General features: G+C 65.8%; 10 protein-coding genes and 1 pseudogene. 3 read left to right on the forward strand and 8 right to left on the reverse strand.

Going from position 1 to position 13,839, the window contains the following annotated elements:
- Nucleotides 1–5: 5 nt before the first annotated feature.
- From ACIP21_RS06150 to ACIP21_RS06160, 3 genes and pseudogenes are all read right to left on the reverse strand, one after another.
- On the reverse strand, nucleotides 6–866 hold the full coding sequence (locus tag ACIP21_RS06150) for a methyl-accepting chemotaxis protein (protein WP_400685877.1): 861 nt from the start codon (nucleotides 864–866) through the stop codon (nucleotides 6–8).
- Nucleotides 861–1,904, reverse strand: a pseudogene (locus ACIP21_RS06155) (Cache 3/Cache 2 fusion domain-containing protein); the annotation flags it as partial. The gene ACIP21_RS06150 and the pseudogene ACIP21_RS06155, both read right to left, overlap by 6 nt.
- Nucleotides 1,905–2,185: 281 nt before the next feature.
- Complete coding sequence (locus ACIP21_RS06160; protein ID WP_400685206.1) at nucleotides 2,186–3,112, reverse strand: LysR substrate-binding domain-containing protein; 927 nt, start codon at nucleotides 3,110–3,112, stop codon at nucleotides 2,186–2,188.
- 156 nt (nucleotides 3,113–3,268) lie between these two features.
- Between ACIP21_RS06160 and ACIP21_RS06165 the strand changes: the two genes are divergently transcribed.
- Nucleotides 3,269–4,657, forward strand: coding sequence for a NorM family multidrug efflux MATE transporter (locus tag ACIP21_RS06165; protein ID WP_400685208.1), 1,389 nt, complete (start codon nucleotides 3,269–3,271; stop codon nucleotides 4,655–4,657).
- Between the two features lie 105 nt (nucleotides 4,658–4,762).
- On the opposite strand, the gene ACIP21_RS06170 is transcribed toward ACIP21_RS06165, so the two are convergent.
- Nucleotides 4,763–6,427 (reverse strand): putative bifunctional diguanylate cyclase/phosphodiesterase, encoded by a 1,665-nt coding sequence (locus ACIP21_RS06170; RefSeq protein ID WP_400685210.1) that lies wholly within the window; start codon nucleotides 6,425–6,427, stop codon nucleotides 4,763–4,765.
- 300 nt (nucleotides 6,428–6,727) lie between these two features.
- On the opposite strand from ACIP21_RS06170, the gene rep reads away from it, so the two are divergent.
- Together rep and ACIP21_RS06180 are read left to right on the forward strand one after the other, a co-directional pair.
- Nucleotides 6,728–8,737, forward strand: coding sequence for a DNA helicase Rep (gene rep / locus ACIP21_RS06175; protein WP_400685212.1), 2,010 nt, complete (start codon nucleotides 6,728–6,730; stop codon nucleotides 8,735–8,737).
- A 64-nt stretch (nucleotides 8,738–8,801) separates the two neighbouring features.
- Nucleotides 8,802–9,374 (forward strand): xanthine phosphoribosyltransferase, encoded by a 573-nt coding sequence (locus tag ACIP21_RS06180; protein ID WP_003253535.1) that lies wholly within the window; start codon nucleotides 8,802–8,804, stop codon nucleotides 9,372–9,374.
- Between the two features lie 121 nt (nucleotides 9,375–9,495).
- On the opposite strand, the gene ACIP21_RS06185 is transcribed toward ACIP21_RS06180, so the two are convergent.
- From ACIP21_RS06185 to alr, 4 genes are all read right to left on the reverse strand, one after another.
- Nucleotides 9,496–11,352: an acetyl-CoA hydrolase/transferase C-terminal domain-containing protein gene (locus tag ACIP21_RS06185; protein ID WP_400685214.1), complete on the reverse strand. Its 1,857-nt coding sequence runs from the start codon at nucleotides 11,350–11,352 to the stop codon at nucleotides 9,496–9,498.
- 170 nt (nucleotides 11,353–11,522) lie between these two features.
- Nucleotides 11,523–11,945: a c-type cytochrome gene (locus tag ACIP21_RS06190; protein ID WP_400685216.1), complete on the reverse strand. Its 423-nt coding sequence runs from the start codon at nucleotides 11,943–11,945 to the stop codon at nucleotides 11,523–11,525.
- Between the two features lie 136 nt (nucleotides 11,946–12,081).
- Nucleotides 12,082–12,630, reverse strand: coding sequence for a cupin domain-containing protein (locus ACIP21_RS06195; RefSeq protein ID WP_400685218.1), 549 nt, complete (start codon nucleotides 12,628–12,630; stop codon nucleotides 12,082–12,084).
- A 109-nt stretch (nucleotides 12,631–12,739) separates the two neighbouring features.
- Nucleotides 12,740–13,813 (reverse strand): alanine racemase, encoded by a 1,074-nt coding sequence (gene alr, locus ACIP21_RS06200; protein ID WP_400685220.1) that lies wholly within the window; start codon nucleotides 13,811–13,813, stop codon nucleotides 12,740–12,742.
- Nucleotides 13,814–13,839 lie beyond the last annotated feature (26 nt).

Below are 13,839 nucleotides of genomic sequence, written 5' to 3' on the forward strand. Positions count from 1 at the left end.
CGGCCTCAGCGGAAGCGGTCCACTTCCTGGCGCAGCTGCGCCGCCAAGCCTTCCAGCTCGCGCGCGGTAAAGGCCAGCTCGTTGGCCACGTCACGCTGCTCGCTGTTGGCCTGGGCAATGCTCTGCAGGTTGCGGCTGAGCACGGTCGCGGTGCTGCTCTGCTCCTGGGTCGCGGTGCTGATCACGGCGAACTGCTCCCCCGCCGTGCGGCTCTGCTCGTCGATCCGCGCCAGCGCCTGGGCCACCTTGTCGTTGCGCGCCAGGCCTTCCTCCATCAACTGGTTGCCCTGTTCCAGGGTGTTGATGGCATGCCCGGTCTGCTGCTGGATGCTGGTGATCATCCCGGAGATCTCGTCGGTGGCCTGGCGCGTGCGTGCCGCCAGGCCGCGCACCTCGTCCGCCACCACGGCAAAGCCGCGGCCCTGCTCGCCGGCACGCGCTGCCTCGATGGCGGCGTTCAGCGCCAGCAGGTTGGTCTGCTCGGCAATCGCGGTGATCACGCTGATGATGCCACCGATCTCCTGGGAACGTGCGCCCAGGCTGTCCATCACCGTGGCCGTGCCACCCAGGGCTTCGGCGATCTGCTTCAGCGAGCTGGAGGCTTCATCCATGGCACTGCGGCCGATGCGGGTCTGCTGGGCGTTGTCGCGGGCCATGCGCTCGGTGCCGGCCATGTTGTCGGCGATGTTCATCGAGGTGGCGCTGAATTCTTCCACCGCGCCGGCCATGCTGCTGATCTCGCCGGACTGCTGGTCCATGCCCTCGCAGGCTCCGGCAGACAAGCCAGACAGCGATTGCGCACGGCTGCTGACCTGCTCGGAGGCGCTGCGGATGTGCTCGACCATGGTCGACAGCGCCTCGCCCATCTTGTTGAAGCTGCGGGCCAGCTGGCCGATCTCGTCATGGCTGGTCACCGCCAGGCGTGCACTCAGGTCGCCGGCGCCCAGGGCTTCGGCCTGGCGCACCAGGTCGTCCAGCGGGCGCAACTTGCGGCGCAGCAGCCACAGGGTGGCGGCCACGGCCAGCAGCATCGCCAGCAGGCTGCCAATGGCCAGGCGCAGGCCGACACTCCAGGTCACCTCGCGGATCTCGGCCTTGGGCATGCTGGCGACCACGGTCCAGGGGCCCTCGGCGAACGGTGCGCTGGCGCTGAACAGGTCCTGGTCGGCGTTGGCCGGCGGCACCAGCCACTGGTCCTTCTCGTCGCGGATGGCCAGGGAGCCGGTTTCGCCGATGCGGAAGCGCTTGAGGTTGGCGAACTGGGCGTTCTGCGCATCGGTGTAGTCGAAACCGACGAACAGCACGGCGATCACCCGGCCATTGCCGTCGCTGACCGGCACGTAGCGGGTCATGTAGTTGCGCTCGAACAGCACGGCACGGCCGACGTACATCTGCCCTGCCAGCAGTTTGCCGTAGGCCGGGTGCTGGCGGTCGAGCTGGGTGCCGATGGCGCGGGTGCCGTCCTGCTTCTTCAGGTTGGTGCTGATGCGCACGAAGTCTTCACCGCTGCGCACGAACAGGGTCGCGATGCCGGCGGTCATCTGCTGGAACTCGTCGACCACCTGGAAGTTGTTGTTGAGCAACTGGTCGCCCAGGTACAGGGCCGGGGTGGCAAGTCCGGCAACCTGTACGGTCTCGCCCGCATGCAGGGTCAGGCCCGAGGCAAAGCGGCGCTCGAACAGGCCGCTCAGGCGCTGGGTGTTGTCCTTGAGCGAGCCGTGGAAGGTGTCGAGCTGGTCGGCCAGCAGCCGCGCCTCGCTGGCCAGGTGCGCCTGGCGGGTGGCGAGGTTGGCGTCGTCCAGCGAGCGCAGGGCGAACAGGGTACTGCCGGAGATCACCAGCGCCAGCACGATGGCGAGGGCGACACCGAGTTGCGAAGCGATTCGGGCACGCGGTTGAGACATTTGAGAAGCTCCTGGCAAGAGGCCGGGATCATCCTGATCACGCTGACCACCCGCTTTTCATCAAGAGGGGGAAGCACGTCCTCTTCCGGGACGCTGGTGCCACTAGATCGGCGTCGCTGGCGAATACTTGAGTGTCGGGCCGGGGTATTCGCAAACGTTTTCTTCAAGCCTGTGCCGCCCTCTTCGCGGGTAAACCCGCTCCCACAGGGATATCACAGGGCCTGAGGCTGGTGCTGTACCTGTGGGAGCGGGTTTACCCGCGAAGAGGCCGGTACAGGCAGTCAAAGCGCCGGCAGGATTTGCACTGCCGGCAGGTCCACCGCCGCCGCTTCCTCTTGCAAAAATACACTCAACCGCCGCAACCGCTCGCCACCCGGCCGGGTCCGCGGCCACACCAGGTAATAGTCCATGCCACTGGGCACCGCCGTCGGCCACGGCAGGCTCAGGCGCCCCTGGGCAACATCCTCGGCAACCATCAGCAAGTCGCCCATGGAGATGCCATACCCGCGCGCCGCCGCGATCATCCCCAGCTCCAGGGTGTCGAACACCTGCCCTCCCTTGAGCGAGACCGTGTCGCTGAGCCCCATGCGCTCCAGCCATTCCCGCCAGTCGCGCTTGTCCGGCGTCGGGTGCAGCAACTCGATGCCCGCCAACCGGCGTTCATCCCACGGACCTTGCGCCAGCAGGTCTGGCGCCCCGACCGGGATCAGCAGCTCGGAAAACAGCCGGCGCACCTCCCAGTCGGCCGGGAACACTCCGTCGCTGAGCAACACCGCGCAATCGAACGGTTCCTGGTTGAAGTCGACATGGTCGACATCCATCCAGGCACTGGTCAACTGCACCTCGTTGCCCGGCTGCAGGTGCCGATACTGGCTCAGGCGCGCCAGCAGCCAGCGCATGGTCAGGGTCGAGGGCGCCTTCATGCGCAGGATGTCGTCTTCCCCGCGCAGGGTGTCGCAGGCCCGCTCCAGGGCGGCAAAGCCTTCGCGCACACCGGGCAGCAGCACCCGCGCCGCCTCGGTCAGTTGCAGGCTGCGGCCGCTGCGCACGAACAGGCGGCAGGCAAAGTGCTCCTCCAGGGTGCGGATGTGCCGGCTGACCGCACTCTGGGTGATCGACAGCTCTTCCCCGGCGCGGGTGAACGAGCTCAAGCGCGCGGCGGCTTCGAATGCGCGCAGCGCATACAGCGGGGGCAATTGACGAGACATGGAGCTCCTGCCACGCGGGGGATGAAAAGGAATGCACAGGATCATACATACATGAGTTCAACTCATGCCACGCATCGCTTTTATCCTTTTGTGCAAAGTTGACCGAGGCTTCAGAATCGTCCCTCGCCCACAGGCCCAGGAAGAAGGACTTCACCCATGCACGTCGCGCCCACCACTGAACTCAAGGCTCTGCTGCGCCTGGCCGGGCCGCTGATCGCCTCGCAGTTGGCGCACATGCTGATGGTGCTCACCGACACCCTGATGATGGCCCGCATCAGCCCCCAGGCCCTGGCCGGCGGTGGCCTGGGCGCAGCGAGCTATTCGTTCGTGTCGATCTTCTGCCTGGGCGTGATCGCCGCGGTCGGCACCCTGGTGGCGATCCGCAAGGGTGCCAACGACGTCGCTGGCGCCACGCGCCTGGCGCAGAGCGGCCTGTGGCTGGCCTGGGGCCTGGCGCTGGGCGCGGCGCTGGTGCTGTGGAACCTCGAGCCGGTGCTGTTGCAGTTCGGCCAGCAGCCGGAAAACGTCGATGCGGCCAGCGAGTTCCTCACCCTGCTGCCGCTGGCCCTGCCCGGCTACCTGACCTTCATGGCCCTGCGCGGCTTCACCAGCGCCCTGGGCCGCTCGACCCCGGTGATGGTCATCAGCCTGGTCGGCACGGTGCTCAACTACCTGTTCAACGTGGCCCTGATCGAGGGCATGTTCGGCCTGCCCAAGCTCGGCCTGATGGGCATCGGCCTGGTCACCGCGGTGGTGTCGATGGGCATGGCCATCGCCCTGGCGCTGTACATCCGCTGGCACCCGGCCTATGCCGCCTACCCGCTGCGCAAGGGCCTGTCGCGCCCGTCGATGCCGGCGCTGCGCGAGCTGTGGCGCCTCGGGCTGCCAATTGGCGGCACCTACATGGTCGAGGTCGGGCTGTTCGCCTTCGCCGCGCTGTGCATGGGCGTGCTCGGCAGCACGGAGCTGGCGGCGCACCAGGTCGCCCTGCAGATCGTCTCCACCGCGTTCATGGTGCCGACGGGGCTTTCCTACGCGGTGACCATGCGCGTCGGGCTGTACTACGGCGGCGGCAACCTGCTGGCGGCGCGCAGCGCCGGGCGGGTGGGGATCGGCTTCGGGGCGATGATCATGTTCGGCTTCGCGGCGTTGTTCCTGCTCCTGCCGGAAGCGCTGGTGGGGTTGTTCATCGACCGCAATGACCCAGCCTTCGCCGGGATCTATCAACTGGCGGTGCAACTGGTGATGGTGGCGGCGTGGTTCGAGCTGTTCGACGGCATGCAGACCATCGCCATTGGCTCGATTCGCGGGTTGAAGGACGCCAAGACCACCTTCCTGATCGGGCTGTGCTGCTACTGGCTGGTGGGGGCGCCGAGTGCCTGGCTGTTCGCCTTCAACCTTGGCGGCGGAGCGGTGGGGATCTGGTGGGGGCTGGCGTTGGGGCTGGCTTGTGCGGCGGTGGCGTTGACCCTGGGGTTCGAATGGCGGATGAAGCGGTTGCTGGGGAAGGCAGCCCTGGCTGACAGAACTGCAGTGTCTGTGTGATTGCTGGGGCTGCTTTGCAGCCCTTTCGCGACACAAGGCCGCTCCTACCATGGATCGCGTAAACCTGTAGGAGCGCGAAAGGAGGGCAAAGCCCTCCCCGCAGCATTACAGGCTAACCAGCTGCGGCCGAACACTCTCAGTCAGGTACTCGATCAACTCCCCCACCGGCAACGGCTTGCTGACCAGGAACCCTTGCACCTGGTCACAGCCGAACTCCCTCAGCAACGCCATCTGCTCCGGGCTTTCCACGCCCTCGGCCACCACCTCCAGGTTGAGGTTGTGCGCCAGGTTGATCATCGCGTGCACCAGCTTGCGGTTCTCTTCGCGCATCTCCATCTCGGCGACGAAGCTGCGGTCGACCTTGAGCAAGGTGATCGGCAGGCTGTTCAGGTGCACGAACGACGAGAAACCCGTGCCGAAGTCATCCAGCGAGAAGCGCACCCCCAGCCGCCCCAGGGCGTCCATGGTCTGGCGCACCAGCTCGTTGCGGCGCATCACCGCCGTTTCGGTCAGCTCGAACTCCAGCCAGCGGGCATCCACGCCGTGCTCGATGATCAGCCGGCTCAGGGTCGCCAGCAGTTGGCTGTCCTGGAACTGGCGGAAGCTCAGGTTCACCGCCATGTGCAGTGGCGCCAGCCCGCCTTCGCGCAGCGCCTGCATGTCACGCAGGGCGCGGGAGATGACCCAGTAGCCCAGCGGCACGATCAGCCCGCTCTGCTCGGCCAGCGGCACGAATTCGCTCGGCGGCAGCAGGCCGCGTTCGGCATGGCGCCAGCGCACCAGGGCTTCGAGGCCGACGATGCGGCCGTCGGCCAGGTTCAGCCGCGGCTGGTAGTGCAGCTCCAGCTCATCGCGACGCAGGGCGCGGCGCAGCTCGCTTTCCAGGTCGGCCAGGCTGCGCGCGTTGCGGTTGATGCGCTCGTTGAACACATGGAAGGTGCAGCCCTGGACGCCCTTGGCCTGGCGCATGGCGATGTGCGCGTGCCACATCAGCGGGTCGGCGCCGCCCTGGGCGCGGGCGTGGGCCAGGCCCAGGCTGCAGCCCAGCAGCAGGCTTTCGCCGTCGATCCAGTAGGGTTCGGCCAGGGCCTCGACGATGCGCTCGGCGAGCCACTCGGCGCGGTTGGCATCGCGGCGGGTATCGATCAGCAGGGCGAACTCGTCGCTGCCCAGGCGCGCCAGCTGGTCGCCGGCTTCCAGCTCCTTCTTCAGGCGCGACACCACCTGCAGGATCAGCCGGTCGCCGCCCTGGTGGCCAAGGGCGTCGTTGACGTGGCGGAAGTTGTCCAGGTCGAGGTGGCCGAGGGCTAGGCCGCGGCCATCGTTCTCAGCCAGGCGCGCAGTCAGCAGGGCCTGGAAACCCTGGCGGTTGGCGATACCGGTCAAAGGGTCCTGCTCGGCCAGGCGCTGCAAGGTGGCCACCAGCACGCCGCGCTCGCGCACATGGCGCAGCGAGCGGCGCAGGGCATCGCTGCTGAGCTGGCAACGGACCAGCCAGTCGCTGACGCCGGTCGGCGCGGTTGCAGGTTCGTCGTCGAGCAGGAGGATGGTCGGCAGCTCGCAACGCCCGGGGGCCGGCTGCAAGGCCGGGGTGGCCAGCACCACGGCCTGGCGGTCGTGGCTGAACAGGCTGTCGACCGAGGCCCAGTTCGGCGCGGTCAGCAATACCGCGGCGTCGCCCAGAGGCTTGAGGCACTCGCGCAACAAGGCGGCCCACTCCGGCTCATCGGCCAGCAGCAGCAAACGCAGAGGTTCGGCGGGCGTGGACAAGCGGGCTCCTTAAAGCGTGGCGGCATTCGTTCGAAGGCGGGACATGCTACTGCATAAATGAAAATGATTTTCACTTTTAGACAGATCCTTTGCCCGCAGTGCCTCCCGTCACAATTTGACGTGCATCCTGCGGGAAAGTCGTTAAAGCAGCAATTACGATTTTTTCGGTGAATAGCATTAGTCTGATTCATGGTATGGGGCGCGACAGAAAGTCTGACTCAAACGTCAGACGGTCGCGCCACAAACGCCCCATGCCTGTTAGAATGCGCGGCTATTTTCTGGCGACCCCCGGTTTCTAGCATGTCCCGACTCAATCCCCGGCAACAGGAAGCCCGTGACTATGTCGGCGGCCCTCTATTGGTGCTCGCCGGTGCAGGCTCGGGCAAGACCAGCGTGATCACGCGCAAGATTGCCCACCTCATCCAGAACTGCGGCATCCGTGCCCAGTACATCGTGGCGATGACCTTCACCAACAAGGCCGCGCGCGAGATGAAGGAACGGGTCGCCACCCTGCTGCGTCCGGGGGAAGGCCGGGGCCTGACGGTGTGCACCTTCCACAACCTGGGCCTGAACATCATCCGCAAGGAGCACGAGCACCTGGGCTACAAGCCGGGGTTCTCGATCTTCGACGAGTCCGACATCAAGGCGCTGCTGTCGGACATCATGCAGAAGGAATACTCCGGCGACGACGGCATCGACGAGATCAAGAACATGATCGGTGCCTGGAAGAACGACCTGATCCTGCCCGCCGAAGCCCTGGAAAAAGCCCGCAATCCGCGCGAACAGACCGCCGCCATCGTCTACACCCACTACCAGCGCACGCTCAAGGCGTTCAACGCGGTGGACTTCGACGACCTGATCCTGCAGCCGGTCAAGCTGTTCCAGGAGCACCCCGAGGTGCTCGAGCGCTGGCAGAACCGCGTGCGCTACCTGCTGGTGGACGAATACCAGGACACCAACGCCAGCCAGTACCTGCTGGTGAAGATGCTGATCGGCATGCGCAACCAGTTCACCGTGGTCGGCGACGACGACCAGTCGATCTACGCCTGGCGTGGCGCGCGCCCGGAGAACCTGATGCTGCTCAAGGAGGACTACCCCTCCCTGAAGATCGTCATGCTCGAACAGAACTACCGCTCCACCAGCCGCATCCTGCGCTGCGCCAACGTGCTGATCGCCAACAACCCGCATGCCTTCGAAAAGCAGCTGTGGAGCGAGATGGGCGTGGGCGACGAGATCCGCGTGATCCGCTGCAAGAACGAGGACGCCGAGGCCGAGCGCGTGGCCATGGAAATCCTCACCCTGCACCTGCGCACCAACCGCCCGTACAGCGACTTCGCCATCCTCTACCGCGGCAACTACCAGGCCAAGCTGATCGAACTGAAGCTGCAGCACCACCAGGTGCCGTATCGCCTGTCGGGCGGCAACAGCTTCTTCGGCCGCCAGGAAGTCAAGGACCTGATGGCCTACCTGCGCCTGCTGGTGAACCCGGACGACGACAACGCCTACCTGCGGGTCATCAACGTGCCGCGCCGGGAAATCGGCTCGACCACCCTGGAAAAGCTCGGCAACTATTCCACCGAGCGCGGCATCTCGATGTACGCCGCCAGCGAGGAGCTGGGCCTGGGCGAACACCTGGACGCCCGCTACACCGAGCGCCTGCAGCGCTTCAAGCACTGGCTCGACGGGGTTCGCCACAAGGTCGCCCTGGAAGACCCGATCGCCGCGCTGCACGAGATGATCCGCGACATCGACTACGAGAACTGGATCCGCCAGCAGACCGCCAGCGACAAGGCGGCGGAGTTCCGCATCAGCAACGTCTGGTTCCTGGTCGAAGCGCTGAAGAACACCCTCGAGAAAGACGAAGAGGGTGACATGACCATCGAGGACGCCATCGGCAAGCTGGTGCTGCGCGACATGCTCGAACGCCAGCAGGAAGAGGAAGAGAACGCCGAGGGTGTGCAGATGATGACCCTGCACGCCTCCAAGGGCCTGGAATTCCCTTACGTGTTCATCATGGGCATGGAGGAGGAAATCCTCCCCCACCGCTCCAGCATCGAGGCCGACACCATCGAAGAGGAGCGCCGCCTGGCCTACGTGGGCATTACCCGCGCACGCCAGACCCTGGCCTTCACCTTCGCCGCCAAGCGCAAGCAGTACGGTGAGATCATCGACTGCACGCCGAGCCGGTTCCTCGACGAACTGCCACCGGACGACCTGGCCTGGGAAGGCCTGGACGATGCACCGGTCGAGGTGAAGGCCGCACGCGGCAACAACGCCCTGGCCGACATCCGGGCAATGCTCAAACGCTGATCAACCATTACTCTTTAACTCTGCCGCTATTTGCGGCCACCTTTGCTACATCGAGGAAAACATAGTGGAAGCACTGCATCAGAAGATTCGCGAAGAAGGCATCGTGCTTTCCGACCAGGTTCTCAAAGTCGACGCGTTTCTCAACCACCAGATCGACCCGGCGCTGATGCAGCTGATCGGTGACGAGTTCGCCCGCCTGTTCGCCGATGCCGGCGTGACCAAGATCGTCACCATCGAAGCCTCAGGCATCGCCCCGGCGGTGATGACCGGCCTGAAGCTGGGCGTACCGGTGATCTTCGCGCGCAAGCACCAGTCGCTGACCCTGACCGAGAACCTGCTGACTGCTTCGGTGTACTCCTTCACCAAGCAGACCGAGAACACCGTGGCGATCTCGCCGCGCCACCTCAACAGCAGCGACCGCGTGCTGGTGATCGACGACTTCCTGGCCAACGGCAAAGCTTCCCAGGCACTGATCTCGATCATCAAGCAGGCTGGCGCCACCGTGGCCGGCCTGGGCATCGTCATCGAGAAGTCGTTCCAGGGCGGCCGTGCCGAGCTGGACAGCCAGGGCTACCGCGTCGAATCGCTGGCCCGGGTGAAGTCGCTGGAAGGTGGTGTGGTCAGCTTTATCGAGTGATGGCCCTTGGGGCCGCTTTGCGGCCCTTTCGCGACACAAGGCCGCTCCTACAGGGGATCGCATTCCCTTGTAGGAGCGGCCTTGTGTCGCGAAAGGGCTGCAAAGCAGCCCCGGCAATCGTTCAGGTCGCCGCCAACCCCGCCAGCAGCAACCGCTGGTAAAGCTCCTCTTTCAACCCCTGCGGCTTGTCCAGCTGCATGCGCACCAGATGCGCCTCATACCCCTCCGGCCCCGGCGCCTCCAGCGCGGCCTTGCCCAGCTCCAGCACCTCGCTCAGCTTGAACTTGCTCTTCAGCCAGTTCAGCGCCCGCAGCAAGTCCCGCTCCTCAGCCGTGAAGTCCGTACCCAGCGGATACTCCGGGAACAACCGCGCATGGCGCGCCCTGATTTCCTCCAGCCGCTGCGGCGTGTTATCGGCAAAACGCGGATCCAGCTCGAAATCCCTGGCCAGCTTGCCGGCACGCCTGGCCTGCTCCATCAGCTCACCCTGGAACCGCGAATCGCTCACCGCCAGCAACCGCGCAATCACCTCGCTGTCGGTCTGCCCGCGCAAGTCGGCAATCCCATACTCGGTCACCACGATATCGCGCAGGTGCCGGGGGATGGTGCAGTGGCCATACTGCCAGAACAGGTTGGACGTCACCTCCCCGCCCGCCTCGCGCCAGCTGCGCAGCAGCAGGATCGAACGCCCGCCCTCCAGCGCATGGCCCTGGGCGACGAAGTTGTACTGCCCGCCCACGCCACTGAGCACCCGGCCATCCTCCAGCTGGTCGGCCACCCCGGCACCGAGCAGGGTCATGCCGAACACCGTGTTGACGAAGCGCGCGTCGCGGCGCTGGCGGCGCTTGAGGTCTTCCTGCCCGTACAGCTCGTTGATGAAGCTGATGCGGGTCATGGCGAAGCGGGCGCGCTGCTCCAGCGGCATCTCCCGCAGGCGCTGGTAGAACGCCCGCGGGCCGAGAAAGAAGCCGCCGTGCACCAGCACGCCCTGCTCATCCGCCGGGCGCCGCACCACGCCGGCCTCGGCCAGCGCCAGCAGGCCGTTGACGAACATCTCGCTGCAGCCGTAAAGGCCCTGGGCAAAGGCATCCAGGCCCCCTTCCCGCTCGATCAGCGTTTGCCATGGGCCGACGTCCAGCTCGTCGAGCAGGGCGCGATAACCTGGGTTGTCGCCCTGGCGCGCCAGCAACGCCGCCGCCAGCGCATCGCCCATGGCGCCGATGCCGATCTGCAGGGTGCCACCGTCGCGCACCAGCGAACTGGCGTGCAGGCCGATGCAGTGGTCCTGGGTGGTGACCGGCATGTTCGGGGTAGAGAACAGGCGGCGCTGCTCGGCCTCGTCGATCAGCAGGTCGAAGGTGTCGATGGGCAGTTCCGCGTCGCCTGGCATGTAGGGCAATTCGGCGTGTACCTGGCCGAGCATGAGGATGGTTTCGCCGGCCTCCCGGCGCTTGGCGATCATCGGCAGCAGGTCGAGGGTGATGTCGGGGTTGCAGGCCAGGCTCAGGTGCACGGGCTTTTCCGGCGTGGCGGCGACCAGCTGGGCGATCAGGTTCAGGCCCTTGGCGTTGATGTCGCGGGCGGCGTGGCTGTAGTTGCTGCTGATGTAGTCCTGCTGGGCGGTTTCGCTGTGCAGCAGGCTGCCGGGTTGCATGAAGAACTGCTCGACGCGGATGTTCGGTGGCAGGTCGTCGTGGTGCAGGTCGGCGAGGTAGGTGAGTTCTTCGTAGTCGCCGAACACGCGCTCGACGAAGGGTTCGAGCAAGCGCCGCTGCAGGCCGTCGCCCAGGGGTGGGCGGCCCAGGGATAACGCGGTGTAGATGGTCAGGCGGCGTTCCGGCAGTTCACGTACGCGGGCGTAGAGCGCGTTGACGAAGGCGTTGGGCTTGCCCAGGCCCAGGGGCAGGCCCATGTGGATGTGGGCTGGCAGGCGGGAGAGGACCTGCTCGACAGCGTGGTCGATGGCGCAGAGGTGCATCGGGGGGCCTCCTGAATCATCCTTGGGGTCAGGGGTTGGACATGGCGCTAGTGGGTTGGTTGCCTGTGCGGTCCCTGTGGGAGCGGGTTTACCCGCGAAAGGGCCAGCACAGGCAACCCAAAAACTAAGCCCGCCAAAACAGGCGGGCCTCATGCAATTCATCTACCGGCTCAAAGCCCGGACATTTTCTTGATGGCCCCTTTGAGGTCATCATCCGAGCAATCCGCGCAGGTGCCTTTCGGCGGCATGGCATTCAGGCCGGTAATGGCCTTGGCCAGCAGCCCGTCCACCCCACCCTGCTCATCGGCGCGTTTCTTCCACGCCGCGCCATCACCAATCTTCGGTGCCCCCAGCAAGCCGGTGCCATGGCAGGCATTGCAATGCTTGGCGATCACGTCGTCCGGCGTCTTGGCTGCACCGCCAGCCGCTGCGGCCGCGACTTCCATACCCTTGCACTCCTGGCCCTGCACGCACACCTGGCCCACCGGGTCGAGGCGCTTGGCGAGTTCGTCGTTGGTCGCTGCGCTTGCGCTCATTGCCCATAGGGCGACTACGGCTGCTGGTACGGCCAGCATCTTCTTGATTTGGTTCACGCGTACACCCTCATGGTGGCTAATCACGCCCGCGGCCACGGTTATGCGAGCGTTGAAAAGTATAGCGGGTAGCCTGAAAGCGTGGAACGACCCTACTGGGGAAAGGGGTATTGGCGCATCAATGCACTGCGCTGGATCAAAAATTCGACGGGGTAGCCGCGCTGATCAGCCGTGCCGGGGCATCGAACGGGTTGCGGAAACGGTGCGGGCGGGTGCTTTCGAAATAGTAGCTGTCACCCGCTTCAAGGATGAACAGCTCGTTGCCCACCACCAGCTCAAGGCGCCCCTCGAGAAGGATGCCGGTCTCTTCGCCATCGTGGGTGAGCATTTCGGCGCCAGTGTCGGCACCCGGTGGGTAGACCTCGGTGAGAAAGGCAATGGCACGGTTGGGGTGCGACTTGCCGACCAGCTTCATGGTCACCGCGCCGTCGGAGATATCGATCAGCTCGTGGGCCTTGTAGACGATCTGCGTAGGGCTTTCGGACTCGAGCTCGACGGAAAAGAACTCGACCATCGACATGGGAATGCCGCTCAGCACCTTGCGCAGCGAGCTGATCGACGGGCTCACGCTGTTCTTCTCGATCATCGAGATGGTGCTGTTGGTCACCCCCGCGCGCTTGGCGAGTTCCCGCTGGGACAGGCCCTTGAGCTTGCGGATGGCTTGCAGTCGTTCGCCGACGTCCAAAGCTTGCGCCTCCTGAAACGGTGTGATGGCGGGGTGAATGTGAACGATATCATGGCAATGCCGTTCAGTATTTACAACACACCGCCCTCACGCTGTCCGCTACGGCGCCTTATTCGCCGTAATAGTCCAGCGGCACGCGCCTCAGGTTGCAGAAGATCTGGTATGGGATGGTCCCGGCCTGCTGCGCCACCTCGCTGGCCAGCACCTGCTTGCCCCACAGCTCCACCGGGCTGCCGACGGTGGCTTCGGGCACCTCGGTGAGGTCGATGCAAAGCATGTCCATCGACACCCGCCCGATCAGTTGGCTGCGCTTGCCGGCAACCACCACCGGGGTGCCGGTGGGCGCATGGCGCGGGTAGCCATCGGCATAGCCCATGGCGACCACGCCGACCCGGGTCGGGCGCGGGCTGACGAACTTGGCGCCATAACCGACCGGCGCACCGGCTGGCAGCTCGCGCACGCTGATGACCCGCGATTGCAGGGTCATCACCGGTTGCAGGCGTGCGGCCTGGGGCTGGTCGACCTCGAAGGGGGTGGCGCCATACAGCATGATGCCCGGGCGTACCCAGTCGCTCGGCGCCTGCGGCCAGGCCAGCACGCCGGGCGAGTTGCGCAGGCTGCACTCGGCGACCAGGCCGTCACGGGCGGCGTTGAACACGGCGATCTGCTGTTCGGTGGCGTCGGCGTCGGGCTCGTCGGCGCGGGCGAAGTGAGTCATCAGCACGATGCGCGACACCCGCCCGGTGGCCAGCAGGCGCTGGTACGCGTCGTGGTAGTCCTTGGGGTGCAGGCCGACGCGGTGCATGCCGCTGTCGAGCTTGAGCCAGATGGTCAGCGGCTTGTGCAGCTGGGTCTGCTCGATGGCTTCGAGCTGCCACAGCGAATGCACCACGCACCACAGGTCGTGTTCGGCGATCAGCGCCAGCTCGCTGGCTTCGAAGAAGCCTTCGAGCAGCAGCACCGGGGCCTTGATGCCGGCGGCGCGCAGCTCCAGCGCTTCTTCGATGCAGGCCACGGCAAAGCCGTCGGCCTCGGGCTCCAGGGCCAGGGCGCAGCGCACGGCGCCATGGCCATAGGCGTCGGCCTTGACCACGGCGAGGGCCTTGGCACCGGTGAGTTCACGGGCCAGGCGGTAGTTGTGGCGGAGGGCTTGCAGGTCGATCAGGGCGCGGGCGGGACGCATGGCGGCTGCCTTATGGTGTTCGGGTT

It is taken from the genome of Pseudomonas sp. NPDC089401 (genome assembly GCF_044749485.1).
Taxonomy (GTDB): Bacteria; Pseudomonadota; Gammaproteobacteria; order Pseudomonadales; family Pseudomonadaceae; genus Aquipseudomonas.

Excerpts from the sequence above, each read along its gene's own strand:
- ACIP21_RS06150 (WP_400685877.1), bottom strand. The coding sequence starts at position 866 with ATGGGCGAGGCGCTGTCGACCATGGTCGAGCACATCCGCAGCGCCTCC.
- ACIP21_RS06160 (WP_400685206.1), bottom strand. The coding sequence starts at position 3,112 with ATGTCTCGTCAATTGCCCCCGCTGTATGCGCTGCGCGCATTCGAAGCC.
- ACIP21_RS06165 (WP_400685208.1), top strand. The coding sequence starts at position 3,269 with ATGCACGTCGCGCCCACCACTGAACTCAAGGCTCTGCTGCGCCTGGCC.
- rep (WP_400685212.1), top strand. The coding sequence starts at position 6,728 with ATGTCCCGACTCAATCCCCGGCAACAGGAAGCCCGTGACTATGTCGGC.
- ACIP21_RS06185 (WP_400685214.1), bottom strand. The coding sequence starts at position 11,352 with ATGCACCTCTGCGCCATCGACCACGCTGTCGAGCAGGTCCTCTCCCGC.
- alr (WP_400685220.1), bottom strand. The coding sequence starts at position 13,813 with ATGCGTCCCGCCCGCGCCCTGATCGACCTGCAAGCCCTCCGCCACAAC.